We start from the raw sequence: 17,072 nt of genomic DNA, 5'->3' as shown, positions 1-17,072 counted from the left end.
ATTCGCGGCCTATTTTGTTTGCTATTTCCTAAAAAGTCTTTCGAGGAGCTCGACGGTGGCCAACACACCTTCCGCCAAAAAACGTGCAAAACAGGCTGAGAAGCGTCGCAGCCACAACGCCAGCCTGCGTTCCATGGTTCGTACCTACATCAAGAATGTAGTTAAAGCCATCGACGCAAAAGACGCTGAAAAAGCTCAAGCTGCTTACGTTCTGGCCGTGCCAGTTATCGACCGTATGGCCGATAAAGGTATCATCCACAAGAACAAGGCTGCTCGCCATAAGAGCCGCCTGAATGGCCACGTCAAGGCTCTGAACCTTGCTGCTGCCTAAGTAACACGCTTGTTAAAAAACCGACCTCAGGGTCGGTTTTTTATTGCCTGCGAATTGTGTTGCACGCCTGAGATCCCATTGAAACTGATCGCCAGCAAGCCAGCTCCTACAGGTATTGCGCAATCCTTGTAGGAGCCAGCTTGCTGGCGATAGCGGTCTTCAGATCACTGATGAGCCCAAGGCAGGATAGGAATCGCCGTCACCGCATTCTGCGGACTACCCTCAATCAAGCGATCGCTGTACACCAGATACACCAGCGTATTGCGCTTCTTGTCGAGGAAACGCACCACCTGCATGGTCTTGAAGACTAGCGACGTACGCTCCTTGAACACCTCTTCGCCATCCTTCAACTCACCCTTGAAGTTGATCGGACCGACCTGACGGCACGCAATGGACGCTTCCGCTCGATCTTCAGCCAGACCCAAACCACCCTTCACACCGCCCGTCTTGGCTCGGGACAGGTAGCAGGTCACGCCTTCGACCTTCGGATCATCAAATGCCTCAACGACGATGCGGTCGTTCGGGCCGACGAACTTGAACACCGTCGACACCTGACCAATCTCCTCGGCCGAAGCCAGCAGCGGCATTGCCAACAGCAGGCCCAACAATCCTTTTGCCACGCGCATTCAAATATTCCTTCAGACCAGGATCAGGTTATCGCGGTGAACCAGTTCCGGCTCCGCCATGTAACCCAACAGACCGACAATCGCCTCAGACGACTGACCGATGATTTTTTGTGCTTCCAGCGCGCTGTAGTTGGCCAGGCCACGGGCGATTTCACGACCGTCCGGCGCGACGCACACCACCATTTCACCGCGACGGAAGCTGCCCTGAACCAGCTTGACACCCACCGGCAGCAGACTTTTATTGCCTTGGGACAAGGCCGTCACCGCACCGGCATCCAGCACCAGCGTGCCGCGAGTTTGCAGATGCCCGGCCAGCCATTGCTTGCGCGCCGCCAGCATGCCACGCTCCGGCGACAGCAAGGTGCCGATGCGCTCGCCGGCCTTCAGGCGATCCAGCACACGCTCAAGGCGCCCACCGACGATGATGGTGTGCGCACCTGAACGCGCTGCCAAGCGCGCCGCACGCAACTTGGTCTGCATACCGCCACGACCCAACGCACCACCGGTACCGCCCGCCACCGCATCCAGCGCCGGATCATCAGCGCGCGCTTCGTAAATCAGCTTGGCATCGGGATTGTTGCGCGGATCGGCGTCGAACATGCCGTCGCGATCCGTCAGGATCACCAGCAAATCAGCCTCGACCAGGTTGGCCACCAGCGCCGCAAGCGTATCGTTGTCGCCGAAACGGATTTCGTCGGTGACCACGGTGTCGTTTTCGTTGATCACCGGGATCACTTTCAACTCGACCAAGGCACGCAAGGTGCTGCGGGCATTCAAGTAGCGCTTGCGGTCGGACAGATCGTCATGAGTCAGAAGAATCTGCGCAGTGTGCCGGCCATGCTCGGCAAAGCTCGACTCCCACGCCTGAACCAGACCCATCTGACCGATGGCGGCAGCAGCCTGCAATTCGTGCATCGCACTGGGTCGCACGGTCCAGCCCAGACGGCTCATGCCCGCCGCTACCGCCCCGGAGGACACCAGCACCAGCTCGACGCCCGCCTCATGCAAGGCCACCATCTGTTCAACCCAGACACCCATTGCCGCGCGATCCAGGCCCTTGCCGTCCGCCGTCAGCAACGCGCTGCCGATTTTCACGACCCAACGCTGCGCACCTGTCACCTTGCTCCGCATCATCTTCAACCTTAGCTTGAGGGCAGCGCGACCCAGCGCTACCCGTGACGTTAATCGTGGCTATTTGTTACCAACAATCGATTTCCAGATACTAAAACGCCGCTCCAGGGAGCGGCGTTCAAGTTTATCGCAACAGATCAGTCGCGCACGTAAATGATTTCCGGACCGTCTTCATCATCTACATCTTCTTCGTCCCAATCATCGTCACCGATGTCATGGACCGACTTCACGCCGCTGCGACGCAGGGCACGCTGGTCATCCAGGGCCTGCAACTGAGCGCGCGCTTCGTCTTCGATGCGCTGATCGAGCTCGGCCAGCTCTTCCTTGTAGGCCGGATCGTTCGCCAGACGGTCAGCACGATCTTCCATGTAACGCATGATGTCGTGGCAAAGACGCTCGGTACCGAGCTTGGAGATGGCGGAGATCACGTAAACCGGACCGGTCCACTCCAGGCGATCAACGATTTCCTTGACGCGAGCATCGTGCTCTTCTTCAAGGATCTGGTCGCACTTGTTCAGTACCAGCCAGCGATCACGCTCAGCCAGGGACGGGCTGAACTTGGTCAGCTCACTGACGATCACTTCGGCCGCATCCGGGGCACTGGTGTCATCCAGTGGCGCCATGTCCACGAGGTGCAGCAGCAAACGGGTACGCGACAAGTGCTTGAGGAAGCGAATCCCCAGGCCAGCACCGTCGGAAGCGCCTTCGATCAGGCCCGGAATGTCCGCAACCACGAAGCTTTTCCAGCGATCAACACTGACCACACCCAGGTTCGGCACCAGCGTGGTGAACGGGTAGTCGGCGACTTTCGGCTTGGCGGCCGATACCGAACGGATAAAGGTACTTTTGCCAGCATTTGGCAAACCCAGCAGACCAACGTCCGCCAACACCTTCATTTCCAGCTTCAGGTCACGTGCCTCACCCGGCTTACCCGGAGTGGTCTGACGCGGAGCACGGTTGGTACTGGATTTGAAACGGGTGTTACCCAGACCGTGCCAGCCGCCATGGGCCACCAGCAGCTTTTGACCGGCTTTGGTCAGGTCGCCGATCACTTCCTGAGTGGCAGCGTCGATGACCGTGGTGCCGACCGGCACACGCAGTACCAGCTCTTCACCCTTCTTACCGGTGCAGTCGGTGCTGCCGCCGTTGGAACCGCGCTCGGCATCGAAGTGCCGGGTGTAACGGTAGTCCACCAGGGTGTTGAGGTTTTCGTCGGCGATCATGTAGACCGAGCCGCCATCACCACCGTCGCCGCCGTTCGGGCCGCCGTTTTCGATGAATTTCTCGCGACGGAAGCTCATGCAACCGTTGCCGCCGTCACCGGCCTTTACTCGAATCGATACTTCATCAACAAACTTCATAACAAAACGCCTCTCGCCATACGGACGAGCCGAAAAAATCCAGACATAAGACTCTTGCAAAAATGAGCGCAGCGACCTCAATCAACGACCGCAAATCCAGCGCTGGAGCTCATTACAAACAGCTTTGCAAGAGACTCACCCCACAAACGAAAAAGCCCCGTCGCGAGACAGGGCTTTTCCAGCATCTACGTAATTATGCCGCGACGACTTCAGTCTTCGGGACAATGCTCACGTAACGGCGATTGAAAGCGCCTTTTACTTCAAACTTGATCACGCCGTCGATTTTAGCGAACAGAGTGTGATCTTTACCCATGCCAACACCGTAACCGGCGTGGAATTGGGTGCCGCGCTGACGCACGATGATGTTGCCCGGAATGATAACCTGGCCGCCATACATCTTCACGCCAAGGCGTTTGGCTTCTGAGTCGCGACCGTTACGGGTACTACCACCAGCTTTTTTGTGTGCCATGAGTCAATTCTCCTAGTGAGGAATTAGGCTGAAATTAAGCCTGAATACCGGTGATTTTGATCTCGGTGTACCACTGGCGGTGGCCCATACGCTTCATGTGGTGCTTACGACGACGGAACTTGATGATGCGGACTTTATCGTGACGACCTTGGGAGATCACTTCAGCCACAACGGTAGCGCCAGCAACAACTGGAGCGCCGATGTTCACGTCATCGCCATTGGCGACCAACAGAACGCGATCAAAAGTAACGGATTCGCCGGTAGCGATTTCCAGTTTTTCGATCTTCAGGTATTCACCTGGGGCGACCTTGTATTGCTTGCCACCAGTAACAATTACTGCGTACGACATGGTATTTCTCCGATAATCCTGCTCACCCAGCTCTTTATAAGAAGAGGTATTGGCTGGCATGGCTGCATATGGCTGGAAGGCCAGTTTGCAATTGCGTAAGGCAGGTGCTGCCCAGGAAGTTCAGGGTGCGCGATTGTACGCAAGCTGCCGTGGCGTTGCAAGAGGCCGTCCATCGCGCCTTGACACCCGCCGACGTGGGTCCTAGCATGCCGCGCAACCCTTCTGGAGCGACTGTCGCTGATGCAACCCCAAGCTTTCTACCGCGCGGTGGCGGACGATTTTAGCGCCGTCGACGGCATCATCAAGAAGCAGCTGACTTCCCGAGTGCCGCTGGTATCGAAAATCGGCGATTACATTACCTCGGCTGGTGGTAAACGCCTGCGTCCTTTATTAGTGCTGCTGTGTGGCAAGGCCCTTGGCCGCGAAGGCGACGACCTGCGCCTGCTGGCCGCGACCATCGAGTTCCTGCACACCGCCACCCTGCTGCACGATGACGTGGTCGACATGTCCGGCATGCGCCGCGGCCGCTCGACTGCCAATGCCATGTGGGGCAACGCACCAAGCGTGCTGGTAGGCGACTTCCTGTACTCGCGCTCCTTCGAAATGATGGTCGAACTGGGCTCCATGCCGGTGATGAAGATCCTTTCGCAAGCCACGCGCATCATCGCCGAAGGCGAAGTGTTGCAGCTGTCGAAGGTTCGTGACGCGAGCACTACCGAAGAAACCTACATGGAAGTCATCCGTGGCAAGACCGCGATGCTTTTCGAGGCTTCGACCCACAGCGCCGCCGCCCTCTGCGAAGCCACGCCGGAACAGGCTGAAGCCCTGCGCACGTTTGGTGACCACCTGGGCGTAGCCTTCCAGCTGGTCGACGACCTGCTGGACTACAAAGGTGACGCAGAGACCCTGGGCAAGAACGTCGGTGACGATCTGGCCGAAGGCAAGCCGACCCTGCCGCTGATCTACACCATGCGCGAAGGCACGCCGGAGCAGGCTGCCCTGGTGCGCAAGGCGATCCAGAAAGGTGGCATCGAGGACCTGGAAAGCATTCGCGAGGCCGTTGATGCTTCCGGTTCGCTTGAGTACACCGCGCAACTGGCCCGCGACTACGTGGCCCGTGCGATCAAATGCCTCGACGCGCTGCCCGCCAGCGAATACCGCGATGCATTGGTCGAGCTGAGTGAATTCGCGGTCGCCCGCACTCACTAAATCGATTACCTGTGGGAGCGAGCCTGCTCGCGATAGCGGACTTTCAGTCGACAACAATGTTGAATGTGAGTGCCCCATCGCGAGCAGGCTCGCTCCCACAGGTTATTCAGCGCTCCGCCCTCTCCCGCCTAAAACCCTATATAATGTGCGCTTTTTAGCGATCCTGAATCCAAGGAGCTTTAGTGAGCACGTTGCCACCCTGCCCGAAATGCAATTCCGAATACACCTATGAAGACGGCGCGCAGCTGATCTGCCCGGAGTGCGCCCACGAATGGTCTGCCAGCGGCGAAGCTGAAGCGGCGTCCGATGACGCCGTGAAAAAGGATTCGGTGGGCAATGTCCTGCAAGACGGCGACACCATCACCGTGATCAAGGACCTCAAGGTCAAAGGCACATCGCTGGTGGTCAAGGTCGGCACCAAGGTCAAGAACATCCGCTTGTGCGATGGCGATCACGACATCGACTGCAAGATCGACGGCATCGGCCCGATGAAGCTCAAATCCGAGTTCGTCAGAAAAGTCTGAACCTGCTGTATTCCATCCCGCGCCCGGCGTGGGATGGTGCTTCGCCCTCCCCCGCTTCGCCTCGCATTTCCTCGCAATAGCCAAACGCCAGCCGCTTTGACCTTACGCAATCTTTACCCGGAAAAAATCACAAACCGCCAATAGGCCCTTGCTATTTGATGAATAAGAATTATTCTCATTGAAACCAATCAATGGAGATGAGACCCATGACTTATTTGATCGATGCCTGGCTGGACCGCCCACACCCCTACCTCAGGATCCTGCATCGGGAAACCGGGGAAGTCTGTGCGGTGCTTGAAGAAGAAGCCTTGAACGAGCTGCAGGATCAGGGCGACCTGGACGTCAACGGCTTGAGTTCCAGCGAGCCGGTGGTGCTCAAGGAACTGGTGCGCAATCTGTTTCTGTTCTGCTATGCCCGGGCGTTGCGCCCGTCGCATGAACTGCATCACAAGCTGGAAATATGAGAAACCCCACAAAACCTGTAGGAGCGAGGCTTGCCCGCGAACCCGACAACTCGGTTCCGACTTGAAACCGAGGTGATGCATTCGCGAGCAAGCTTCGCTCCTACAGGCTCATGTTTTACAGAACGTCGAGCAGCTCGACGTCGAAGACCAGTACGCTGTGCGGCGGAATGCTGCCAACGCCTTGAGCGCCGTAAGCCAGTTCGCTCGGCACGTACAGACGCCATTTGCTGCCAGCGTTCATCAGTTGCAGGGCTTCGGTCCAGCCAGCGATCACGCCGCCTACCGGGAATTCTGCAGGCTGACCGCGCTCGTAGGAGCTGTCGAACACAGTGCCGTCGATCAGGGTGCCGTGGTAGTGGGTACGCACTTGGTCTTCACGGGTCGGCTTGGCGCCTTCACCGGCGGTCAGCACTTCGAATTGCAGACCGGAAGCCAGGGTGGTGATGCCATCGCGCTTGGCGTTTTCAGCCAGGAATGCCAGGCCTTCGCCAGCAGCCGCTTCAGCTTTGGCAGCTGCTTCGGCTTGCATGATTTCGCGGATAACCTTGAAGCTGGCGGACATTTCTTCCTGACCTACACGGCTTTCCTTACCGGCGAAAGCGTCAGTCAGACCTGCCAGGATTGCGTCCAGGCTAACGCCCGGCGGCGGGTTGTCGCGCAGTTGGTCGCCCAACTGACGGCCAATGCCGTAGCTGACGCGGGTTTCGTCGGTGGACAGATTTACTTCGGACATGACACTGCTCCGCTGTGCGGACGGCCCTGGAACTTGCCGTGCGTGCACAGCGCGTCCCGGAACGCCCGGAACCAAAAGGGCCAGCAGACTAGCACAGATGTCGTTGCGCTGATGAGGGGGTGTCAGTGCTGCCAGGCAGAACCGAAGGCAATCGGCACCTTCAGGCTTTCCCCAGCACTCGCACCCAACCCGCACATTTCATCGTGAACCGATGTATGCACAAGGTTGAATGGCAAGGTGGGAAAGTTATGCAGCACTTCACGCGCATGCTCGACCGAGCGCAGGTGAACCATCTCGCCGTGAGCATCACTCAACGGGTAGGCGGCCCCGTGCATGCGCGCCTCCAACAGGTAGATTCCGCCTTCCATGGAGATCAGGTTCAGCTCATCGACTTTCCCTGCGATGGCATAAGCACGTAACTCTACGAAGTTCATGAACGCACCTCACGCAGCGGCGAGCCAGCATTCATACAGGCATAGGCCTCACAGCATCAAAGTACAAGCCATAAACGCCACCGCCCGTCTGTTTCACACCGTTCATGTAGGAGCGTGCGGTGCGGCGATCCGACTTGCCCGCGAAGAGGTCGTGTCAGTCGACATAAGTGTTGTCTGTCACGACGCCTTCGCGGGCAAGCCTCGCTCCTACAGGGGCCCCGTGGATCAGTGCTTGGTGAGTTTATCCAGATACCCCATGGCAAACGCCGATACCACGAAGGTCATGTGGATGATCACGTACCACTTCAAATGCTCGGGATCGACGTTTTTGGCGTCCATGAAGATCCGCAGCAGGTGAATCGACGAAATCGCCACGATGGACGCCGCGACCTTCATCTTCAATGAAGACGAATCCATGGTGCCCAGCCAGTTGAGCTTTTCCTTGTTGTCATCGATATCCAGCTCGGAAACGAAGTTCTCGTAGCCGGAAATCATCACCATCACCAGCAAACCGCCCACCAGCGCCATGTCGATCAACGACAGCAGCACCAGAATCAGGTCCGATTCGGCCATCGAGAACACGTTAGGGATGACGTGGAAGACTTCCTGGAAGAATTTCAGCGCCAGGGCCAGCAGCCCGAGGGACAGACCGAAGTAGATCGGCGCCAGCAGCCAGCGGGAGGCGTACATTGCATTTTCGATAAAGCGTTCCATTGAATCTCACACGTGGGCTGGAAATGGCCGCGAGTATACCAGCCACCCGTTACAGCCAGAAACACTCGGAAAATCCGCCACCTGCGCGTGTGTGACAAGGTTTTTCTGCTAGTGTCCAAAGCATTGACACCTCTGCGACATCGGACAGGACGACGGGAAATGGATGTGCGATTGCCTTTAATGAGCGCCGGGATTTGTCTGGCCCTGCTGGTGAGCGGCTGTTCACCGGACGATGACAAACGCCAGGTCAGCCTTGAGGAAAAGACCGCGCAATTCGAAACGTCTCTCGACGCGATCCAGGACCCGAAACTCAAGGATGCCGTGGCCGAACTCGGTGGCTCCCTGCTGCTGCTCGAACGTGCGCAACTCAAACTCGACAGCAAACCGGTGGAAACCGAGTACGGCGCAGATGTCCTCGCCGTGCTCAAGCACTACCCCACGCCACAGGCGCTGGTCGACACGTACATTAACGGCCTGTTTGTGCTGCACAAGGATTCCAGCTCCGACTACCTGACCGATCTACAACCGGTGTTCCCGTTCAACTTCAACATTCCGGCCGAGTTTCTCTTTCCCCATGGCCTGGAATGGCAGTCGGTGACCTTGAGCAACAAACGCGTGATCCCGTTCCAGCCGGAGTGGTCGGAAACCGATCCGGGCATTCAACTGAGCCCGTCGAGCTCCAACCTGACCAGCCCCGACGATCTCACGGTGACTTACCCCTTCATCGACGGCCTGGGCATGGAAATCAAGAACCAGCCGCAGCCCGTCAGCCTGCAAGGCAAGGTCGAAGTCATCGCCCCGCGCAGGCTCTATAGCTTCGACCTGACCAAAAAAGACGTCGGCCAGACTCGCAGCAATGACAACCTGAGCGTCACGCTGCTGAAGCTGACAAACAACTACGCCGAAATCGAGTTCAGCAACAGCGCGCCGCTGGCCCCGGAAGTCAGCGAGATACCCTTCAACCCGTCGGTCGTCCAGGCCAGGGACGCCACCGGGCAATTTCTCTCACGCTCGGGTTCGATCAACCAAACCGCCGCGCAAATTGCCTTCTACCAGAAGCAACTGGCGAAAATGCAACAGCAGAAGAGCTGGAGCGAAGCCTTCGAAAGGCAGCTCGATGAGGAACAACGCGCGTTTGAGAAGCAACAAACCAGGCATTACTCCAAGGTGTATTTCAACGGCGCGATCGAGACCCTTGAAGTCAGCCTGCTGGACTTTTCGGCGGCCACGGTCACGCGCAAGGACCTGGACCTGCCGATCCGTCGCTTCGATCAACACACCACGGCAAAGACCATCCAGCCACTGACTTTACCCGTGGTCGTGTACGACGATCAGGCACCGACCTGGCTCAAAGGCGCAACGCTCAGCGAGGAGCAACTGAAGAAGAGCGTCAGCATCCGCCAATCGGTGGACGACCCGAGCGCGGCGCGCATCGAGTTCGATCACACCCGAAGCTTCAACGATGAACTGCTCGGCACGTCCTTCAGCCCTGGCGATAGCCCGGTCAGTTTCTTTACCGAGGACAGCAGCGGTCAACGCGACGAGCCGATCGAACTGCCGCCCGAGGCTTACCAGGTCGATCCCCTGCGCGGCATCATCACTTATGACCTGAACCTGTTCGCACAAACGCCGGCGTTTGCGGTGGGTTCCATGCCGCTGTTCCTGGCCACCGTCGACAAGCAGACACTTGAAACAGACCGGCTGCCCAAAGGCCTGGAACTGAAAGGCAATGCACTGGTGGTTGATCTGAAGCTGTTCCCCGCCCAGGACTGGCGCTTTTTCGCCAGGGACGACAGCGGCCACTATCTCAAGGAGATTCTTTCGGTCATTCACGATGCAAGTGCGCAGGGCCCGGCGTTATTCAGCGTGCATTACTTCTACGGCCAGCCAGCGCAGCTGGAAACCTATCAGCGAACCGATCTCACCACGGTGCAATATGGATTCGAGGTCAAACTCGACAAGGCTGATACGTCCAGCCTCGCCCAATAGTCGTCTCAGTGATCGGGGCGGAACTCGAAGCCGCCCATGTTGCGGCAGCGCCCACCATTGATTTCCCGTAGCTGGGCTTGCAGGTGCAGGCACCAGATTTGCGGGTCATCGGCCAGTTCATAGCCATGCAACGTCAGGCTTTCAACGATGGTGTCGAGGATCGATTCAGCCGCGAAGGGCCCAGGAAACGGGCCTTGGGCTTTGATGGCTGAGGGTTGTTCGCCGGCCATTCCGGCGGCGAAAAGCAAAGTCCACATGCCCGTATCACCAGCCAATGGCTTGATGGCACATTCGATACGGGTCACAAGGCCCAGGCATTGACGGGTGAGGCAGAGGTTGCGCGACATGGCGGCGACCCTCGGTAGATCCGGTATTCAGCTCCCACGGGAGAACTGTCTCGATCCAGTGATTACTGTCGATGTCCTTGAGCTGAGAATAGAAGAAAAGTCAGACCCGCACGCCAACTGAGACCAGAAGGCGCCGAATGGTCATTGTGTGAATATTGACGTCAGAGTGATGGCACTTGTAGGAGCGAGCGGTGCGGCGATCCGACTTGCCCGCGAAAGCCATGACGCGGTTTGCCGGAATAACCGCGTTATCGTTCTTCGCGGGCAAGCCTCGCTCCTACAGGGACTCCTCTGTGTCAGGCCGGCTTGGCTTCGACCAACGCTTCCTGTGCCGCTTCTTTCTCGGCTTCTTTCAGGTCTTCTTCGCTGATCATTTCCGCGATCACCCGCAAGCGCTCCACCACCCGCGCATTCACGCTGCCTTCTGGGAATTCGCCATTTTCATCCGGCGCACCGGCAGGCTCGCCGACCAACAGGCTCAGCGCTTCGTCAGCCTGGCGCACTGCGTAAACGTGGAATTGCCCTGCGCGCACCGCCGCCAGCACTTTCTCGTCCAGCATCAGCGTCGCCACGTTGGCGTGAGGAATGATCGCCCCCTGCTCACCGGTCAGCCCGCGGGCTTCGCAGAGGCGGAAGAAGCCTTCGATCTTCTCGTTGACCCCGCCCACCGCCTGCACTTCGCCGAACTGGTTGATCGAGCCGGTGATTGCAAAGCATTGCTTGAGCGGTGTTTTCGACAACGCCGAAATCAACGTGCATGCCTCGCCCAACGACGCACTGTCGCCATCGACATAACCGTAGGATTGCTCCAGGGCGATACTCGCGGAAATCGCCAACGGGAATTCCTGGGCGTAACGGCTGCCCAGATACCCGGTGAGGATCATCACGCCTTTGGAGTGAATCGGCTGGCCGAGGTTGACCTCACGCTCGATGTCGACAATGCCGCTGCCACCCGGGTACACCGTGGCGGAAATCCGCGCCGGGACGCCAAACGCCGAATCCCCGACTTCCAGCACTGTCAGCCCGTTGCACTTGCCCACGGCCGCGCCATCGGTGTCGATCAGGATGATCCCGGCCAGCATGTCATCGAGAATCCGCGCCGAAACGCGCCCGGTGCGGGTGGCCTTGGCCTTGAGCGCACGCTCGATGTGGCCGGCGTCGGTCATTTCATCGCTGGCCAGGTGACGAATGAAATCCGCCTCGCTGACCAGTTGGAACAAGTCACCGATCCGCGCCGACAAACGCCCCTGGTGCTCGGCCAGACGCGCGCTGTAGGTCGCCAGACGCGCCACCGCATCGGCGGTCAGCGGTGCCATGCCTTCTTCGGAGGTGCGGGTTTTCAGCAACTGGGCGAACTGCTCCAGGCTTTCGTCGACCATCGGGATGTCTTCGTCGAAGTCCACCAGAACGCGGAACATCTCCTGGAAGTCCGGATCGAGGTCTTGCAGCGTGTAATACAACTGCCGGGCACCGATGATGACGACTTTGACCTGCAACGGAATGTGTTGCGGTGTCAGGGTCACGGTGGCCAGTCGCCCCAGCTCACCCAGCGGTGATTCCATTTTCAGTTTGCGCGATTGCAGGGCGCGCTTGAGCGCATCCCATACGAACGGCTCGCTGAGCATTTTTTCTGCTTCAAGGATCAGGAAACCGCCATTTGCACGGTGCAACGCGCCGGGACGCAACTGGCGATACGTGGTGTAGAGCGCGCCCTGATCGGTGCTGTATTCGATGCGGCCAAACAGGTTTTCGTAGGTCGGGTGCGGCTCGAACACCACCGGCGCACCGCCGCTGGCCGAGTGACCGACCACCAGGCTCGGCGCGTATTGCTCTTCCAGCATCTTGCGCGCCACCGCATCGACCTTGCTGTCGTCGACCAATTGCTCGACCACGGTTTTCAGCAAGTAAACCTGCATGGCTTGCAGGTAACCGCACACCGCCGCGTTCTCGGCGTATTTTTCCGACAACGGCGACAGCAACGGCTGCAAGGCCAGGGTGATGGTTTCTTCGTTGAGGTGGCGCAGCTGATTGCTCGACTCGCGCTTCCACTGCGGCAGGCTGGCAAGCTCTTCGTTCAGACGCTCTTCCAGGCCGGAGATGTCTTCGTGGAAACGCTCGCGATCGGCTTCCGGCAACTGGGCGAATTCCGCTTCATCCAGCGCCTTGCCTTCGCTCATCGGGGTAAACGCGATGTTGCTCGCGTCACGGTACAGCGCGACTTCTTTTTCCAGCGCCAGGCGCTCGATGATGTCCAGCGCCTTGTCGTAGCGCTGGTTGAAGGCGCGGTCGATGGCGCTTTTTTTCTGCTGATAAGACGGATGTTCGAAGACCGCCGGGAAGGTCGCCAGCAGGTTGTCGATCAAAGCGTTGATATCACCGATGAACGCGCCGGCCGTGCCCGATGGCAATTCCAGGGCGCGCGGCTCGCGGGGTTCATCGAAATTGTTGACGTAGACCCAGTCGGCCGGGGTCTGCAGGCGTTTGCCTTCGGCCTTCAGGTAGCGTTTGACGAACGAAAACCGGCCAGTGCCAGGCTCGCCCATGACGAATACGTTGTAACCGGGGCGTGGCATGGCCACACCAAACTGCAAGGCTTCGACCGCACGTTCCTGGCCAAGCACACCGCGGAAGGGCTCCAGATCATTGGTGGTAGAGAAGCTGAACTGTTCAGCGGAAAACGGACGGGTCAGCGCTTCGGGCGCTAGACGCAAGCTGGCAGCAACAGGATCAGGCATCGGGCTTCCTTACATCAGGCGGGGCAGATAGCGGCATTCTGGCGCTGCCCATACCCCACTTGCAAGGCGCGCCTTTCGCCAAAGCATAGCCAAACGGGCATCCCCAGGCGGGCCGGGTCTAAATCAATGTTTTCAACGAATGTTTCGTAAAAAGTAACGGAACCCTTGGAACGTGCCTAAACTCCAAGCTGCGCGGCTGGAACAATAACCGGCCCACTGGCGCCGTAGTGGTCTGTACGAAAACTCGCCGAGCGGCGATCAGGCAAGGCGAAAACAGATGAGGAAGCGGAGTGTGGGGGACCCACATGAGCATTCCGAGTCTATTTTCAACGCAGCCTGATCGTCGCGCAGGCAGTTTTCGTACAGAGCCGGGCCAGAACCCTTGTCCATTGGTACGCACATAAAGAGAACAAAGCTATGAAACGGATTCTTCTCGGTACTCTCTTCACCGCTGTATCCATCAACGCTATGGCACAGGCGCCAGGCGGCCCGGATTGCGGGTGGGGCAACATGCTGTTCGAAGGTCAGCGTGGCACCCCGGCACACTTCCTGGCATCCACCACCAACGGCACTTCCGGCAACGCAACGTTCGGTATGACCTCAGGTACCAACGGTTGCGCGACTAATGCGTCGCTGACTTATGGCGGCAAATCCTGGTTTGCCATGAATGGCATGATGAACGAGCTGTCCGAAGACATGGCTAAAGGTAACGGCGAAGCGCTGACGACCTACGCCGTGGTACTGGGCGTGGCGCCGGAAGACCGTGCGCATTTCGCGGCTGTGACTCACGAGCACTTCCAGCAGATCTTCAGCAAGGCTGACGTGACTGCAGAAGATGTGCATACCAACACCCTGGCCGTTTTGAAGGCCGATCCTCGTCTGGCCAAGTACGCAACTCAAGCTTAAGCTCGACCCGCCCGCTCCTTTCGGGGAGCGGGTTTTATTTTTTGGACCTGCCCTCTTTCGGCCATACCGTTCAATTGTAGGAGCCGGCTTGCTGGCGATCGCATCAACGCGGTTGTCCAGATACAACGCGGCGCTGCCATCGCCAGCAAGCCGGCTCCTACAAGGACGGATCTTCCGTACCGGGTCTTTATTTTTTTCGACTTAAGTTGCCCACTATGCTCAAACGCCTTGCCTGGCTGGCGCTCTGTGTCTGCGCCCCGCTGTCCGCCGCGCCTCACATCGACAATCAACGTTTGCAGCAACTGGCCAACGACCCCTTCTGGATTTCCCTGGGGCATTACGAAACCGCCAAGCTCGGTGGCTGGCGCAGCTATGTCAGCGACAGGAAGTTCTTTCTGGCGCCCGATGGCAACGAACACCCCGACCACGAACTGGCGGCCACCGTACAGGCGCTGTACGCACCGGCCAGTGCCGGCGAAAAGCATGCGCAATGTGTCTACCCGGCGCGTACCCGCTGGCTCAAGGCGCAACTTAACCTGACTGACTTGCCGGCCCTGGAATGTGCCGAATTCAAGCAATGGTTCAAGGATGTCTCGCCCCACAGCGCGGTGATGATTTTCCCGGCAGCCTACTTGAACAGTCCGTCATCGATGTTCGGCCACACGCTGCTGCGCATCGATCAGGCGGATGTGCAGAGCGACAAGACGTCATTGCTCAGCTACGCCATCAACTTCGGCGCCTACATCGAAGGTTCCGACAACAGCATTCTCTACGCCTGGAAAGGTTTGATGGGCGGCTATCCGGGCCTGTTTGCGCTGGTGCCGTATCAGGAAAAACTCTCGGAATACCGCAGCCTCGAAAATCGTGACCTGTGGGAATACCGGCTGAACCTGACGCAGCAGGAAACCGAGCGCATGGTCGAGCACGTCTGGGAACTCAAGCAGATCCAGTTCGACTATTTCTTCTTCGACGAAAACTGCTCCTATCGCCTGCTGGAACTGCTGCAAGTGGCGCGTCCAAGCCTGCGCCTGACCGAACAATTCCCGCTGACCGCCATTCCCACCGACACGGTCAAAGCGGTGAAAGAAGCCGGCCTGGTGGAATCCATCCAGTATCGGCCGTCCCGCGAACGCGAACTGCTGAGCCGCGCCGAACCGTTGAATCCTGAAGAGCAGCAATGGGTGCTGAAAGTCAGCGCCGATCAGAAACAGTTGCAGGAACCGGCGTTCAAGGCCCAACCGCGCGAACGTCAGGCGCTGATCATCGACGCGGCTTACCGACTCGAACGCTACCGCGCCAACGGCCAGGAACGCGACCCGCAGCGGGCTCAGCGCAGTTTTGAATTGCTGCGGGCGATCAACCAGAACCCGGCGCCGGAGCTGGACATCCCCCAACCGGGCTTACCCGAAGATGGTCATGAATCGCGCACCTGGCAGGCCGGCCTCGGCACCCGGGGCGACAAGGCCTTCGGTGAATATGGCCTGCGCATGGCGTATCACGATCTCAACGACAACTCGGAAAGCTTTCCCCTCGGCGCGCAGATCGAAATCCTGCAAATGAAACTGCGCCAGTACGAAGGCAATCAGTGGCAGTTGCAGCAACTGGATCTGGCGACCATTCGCTCCCTGACCCCGCGCAACGAGCTGCTGCAACCGCTGTCGTGGCAGGTCACCGGCGGCCTGGAGCGGGTGCCGGGCAAACATGACGATGAAACCCTCGTCAGTCATGTCAACGGCGGTGGTGGCGGCACGTGGCAACTGGGCGACGACATGCTCGGTTTTGCCTTGGGCACCGTGCGCGTCGAACACAATAACGACTTCGCCGGTTTCATCGCCCCCGCGGCGGGTTTCAACAGCGGTGTGCTATGGAAGAACCCGCTGGGCAATTTCAGCCTGGAGGCCAAGGGGGATTTCTTCACCAATGGCGAAGTGCGCCGTAGTTTGAGTCTGAACCAGCAGTGGGAATTGTCGCGCAACCTGGGTCTGCGTCTGAGCGCCCAGCGCGAATTCAGCCATCTGGCCACACCTGAGAATGAAGTGATGCTTGAGCTGAAGTGGTATCACTACTGACCTGTAGGAGCCGGCTTGCTGCGGGCGGCGTTCCGACGATGGCATCACTGCGGTGATTCAGATACACCGTGTCGATGCGATCGCCAGCAAGCCGGCTCCTACAGGTGATGGCGTCATTGCGGTGTAACTGAGCGACCGTGTTGATGCCATCGCCGGCAAGCCGGCTCCTACAAGGGATCTGTGTTGTTCAACGGATTCATCACAGGCCTTTCACGAAGGTCTCACGAATGCACTTCTAGACTTGAACCATAGGCCGTTGAACGGCCGGGAGTCCGAGATGTGGCGTTGTGTGGGTGTGGTGGGTGTGTTGCTGTTGTGCGCGGGTTGCCAGACGACTCACGAAGACCTGATTGCCAAGGGTTATCCTCCGGCCTTCGCCGATGGTTTCGATGACGGCTGCAGCAGTGGTCGACAGGCTGCCGGGGCGATCACCGGTGAATTTCGCAAGAACGTGCCGCGGTATCTCAAGGACAAGCCATACGCCGAAGGCTGGAGCGATGGTTTCCGCCAATGCCAGGCCATGCGCGAAAGCGAAGACCGCGAGGACTATCGCAGCCATCACTGGGACGAACGTGAAAAAGCCTGGCAACAGCAGAAAGATCAGGACGCCGCCCGTGCGTTTCGCTCGCAATGAGTCGCTGACAGACATCCGCCGAAACTAAAAGCCTGTGACCATGGCCT

At 58.6% G+C, this 17,072-nt stretch carries 18 protein-coding genes; 8 read left to right on the top strand and 10 right to left on the bottom strand.

The window, feature by feature from the left end:
• Positions 1-55: 55 nt before the first annotated feature.
• Positions 56-331, top strand: coding sequence for a 30S ribosomal protein S20 (gene rpsT, locus KGB27_RS15915; RefSeq protein ID WP_008028826.1), 276 nt, complete (start codon positions 56-58; stop codon positions 329-331).
• A gap of 164 nt (positions 332-495) precedes the next feature.
• Here rpsT and KGB27_RS15910 read toward each other — a convergent pair whose 3' ends face one another.
• From KGB27_RS15910 to rplU, 5 genes are all read right to left on the bottom strand, one after another.
• Entirely contained in the window at positions 496-957 is a 462-nt protein-coding gene (locus KGB27_RS15910) for a CreA family protein (protein WP_008028828.1), read from the bottom strand.
• 12 nt (positions 958-969) lie between these two features.
• Entirely contained in the window at positions 970-2,088 is a 1,119-nt protein-coding gene (proB, locus tag KGB27_RS15905; RefSeq protein WP_017340857.1) for a glutamate 5-kinase, read from the bottom strand.
• Positions 2,089-2,225: 137 nt separating this feature from the next.
• The gene (gene cgtA, locus KGB27_RS15900) at positions 2,226-3,449 is read right to left on the bottom strand and encodes an Obg family GTPase CgtA (RefSeq protein WP_008037904.1); all 1,224 of its coding nucleotides are present in this window, start codon (positions 3,447-3,449) and stop codon (positions 2,226-2,228) included.
• Between the two features lie 193 nt (positions 3,450-3,642).
• Positions 3,643-3,918: a 50S ribosomal protein L27 gene (gene rpmA / locus KGB27_RS15895; RefSeq protein WP_003215862.1), complete on the bottom strand. Its 276-nt coding sequence runs from the start codon at positions 3,916-3,918 to the stop codon at positions 3,643-3,645.
• A 34-nt stretch (positions 3,919-3,952) separates the two neighbouring features.
• Positions 3,953-4,267: a 50S ribosomal protein L21 gene (rplU, locus tag KGB27_RS15890; RefSeq protein ID WP_003176051.1), complete on the bottom strand. Its 315-nt coding sequence runs from the start codon at positions 4,265-4,267 to the stop codon at positions 3,953-3,955.
• Positions 4,268-4,507: 240 nt separating this feature from the next.
• Here rplU and KGB27_RS15885 point away from each other — a divergent pair, with 240 nt between their 5' ends.
• From KGB27_RS15885 to KGB27_RS15875, 3 genes are all read left to right on the top strand, one after another.
• Positions 4,508-5,476 (top strand): polyprenyl synthetase family protein, encoded by a 969-nt coding sequence (locus KGB27_RS15885; RefSeq protein WP_008028837.1) that lies wholly within the window; start codon positions 4,508-4,510, stop codon positions 5,474-5,476.
• 182 nt (positions 5,477-5,658) lie between these two features.
• Positions 5,659-6,000: a zinc ribbon domain-containing protein YjdM gene (locus KGB27_RS15880; RefSeq protein WP_008028840.1), complete on the top strand. Its 342-nt coding sequence runs from the start codon at positions 5,659-5,661 to the stop codon at positions 5,998-6,000.
• A 206-nt stretch (positions 6,001-6,206) separates the two neighbouring features.
• A complete protein-coding gene (locus tag KGB27_RS15875) occupies positions 6,207-6,464 on the top strand; it encodes a hypothetical protein (protein WP_008028843.1) in 258 nt (85 codons plus the stop codon).
• 115 nt (positions 6,465-6,579) lie between these two features.
• Here KGB27_RS15875 and KGB27_RS15870 read toward each other — a convergent pair whose 3' ends face one another.
• The 3 genes from KGB27_RS15870 to KGB27_RS15860 all read right to left on the bottom strand — a co-directional run bounded on the left by KGB27_RS15870 (position 6,580) and on the right by KGB27_RS15860 (position 8,345).
• Positions 6,580-7,197, bottom strand: coding sequence for an FKBP-type peptidyl-prolyl cis-trans isomerase (locus KGB27_RS15870; protein ID WP_008028844.1), 618 nt, complete (start codon positions 7,195-7,197; stop codon positions 6,580-6,582).
• Positions 7,198-7,319: 122 nt separating this feature from the next.
• Positions 7,320-7,631: a DUF6482 family protein gene (locus KGB27_RS15865; protein WP_008028846.1), complete on the bottom strand. Its 312-nt coding sequence runs from the start codon at positions 7,629-7,631 to the stop codon at positions 7,320-7,322.
• 225 nt (positions 7,632-7,856) lie between these two features.
• Positions 7,857-8,345 (bottom strand): TIGR00645 family protein, encoded by a 489-nt coding sequence (locus KGB27_RS15860; RefSeq protein ID WP_008037914.1) that lies wholly within the window; start codon positions 8,343-8,345, stop codon positions 7,857-7,859.
• A 159-nt stretch (positions 8,346-8,504) separates the two neighbouring features.
• On the opposite strand from KGB27_RS15860, the gene KGB27_RS15855 reads away from it, so the two are divergent.
• Positions 8,505-10,334 carry a hypothetical protein gene (locus KGB27_RS15855; protein WP_223555250.1) on the top strand — a complete coding sequence of 610 codons (1,830 nt, stop codon included), beginning with the start codon at positions 8,505-8,507 and terminating at the stop codon, positions 10,332-10,334.
• A 5-nt stretch (positions 10,335-10,339) separates the two neighbouring features.
• Here the strand turns inward: KGB27_RS15855 and KGB27_RS15850 are convergent, their stop codons facing one another.
• Both KGB27_RS15850 and KGB27_RS15845 read right to left on the bottom strand, forming a co-directional pair.
• Positions 10,340-10,681 (bottom strand): hypothetical protein, encoded by a 342-nt coding sequence (locus tag KGB27_RS15850; RefSeq protein WP_008028851.1) that lies wholly within the window; start codon positions 10,679-10,681, stop codon positions 10,340-10,342.
• A 296-nt stretch (positions 10,682-10,977) separates the two neighbouring features.
• Complete coding sequence (locus KGB27_RS15845) at positions 10,978-13,416, bottom strand: Lon protease family protein (protein ID WP_192228007.1); 2,439 nt, start codon at positions 13,414-13,416, stop codon at positions 10,978-10,980.
• A gap of 417 nt (positions 13,417-13,833) precedes the next feature.
• On the opposite strand from KGB27_RS15845, the gene KGB27_RS15840 reads away from it, so the two are divergent.
• From KGB27_RS15840 to KGB27_RS15830, 3 genes are all read left to right on the top strand, one after another.
• Positions 13,834-14,322, top strand: coding sequence for a DUF3015 domain-containing protein (locus KGB27_RS15840; RefSeq protein ID WP_008028855.1), 489 nt, complete (start codon positions 13,834-13,836; stop codon positions 14,320-14,322).
• Positions 14,323-14,537: 215 nt separating this feature from the next.
• Positions 14,538-16,391 carry a DUF4105 domain-containing protein gene (locus tag KGB27_RS15835; RefSeq protein WP_223555248.1) on the top strand — a complete coding sequence of 618 codons (1,854 nt, stop codon included), beginning with the start codon at positions 14,538-14,540 and terminating at the stop codon, positions 16,389-16,391.
• A 277-nt stretch (positions 16,392-16,668) separates the two neighbouring features.
• Positions 16,669-17,025, top strand: a complete 357-nt coding sequence (locus KGB27_RS15830) for a hypothetical protein (RefSeq protein WP_008028859.1) — start codon at positions 16,669-16,671, stop codon at positions 17,023-17,025.
• Positions 17,026-17,072: the final 47 nt, after the last annotated feature.

Source organism: Pseudomonas sp. BF-R-01, assembly GCF_019946615.1.
Classification (GTDB): Bacteria; Pseudomonadota; Gammaproteobacteria; order Pseudomonadales; family Pseudomonadaceae; genus Aquipseudomonas; species Aquipseudomonas migulae.
The sequence above is the reverse complement of the archived record's forward strand: the minus strand, read 5'-3'. Positions and strand labels throughout refer to the sequence as shown.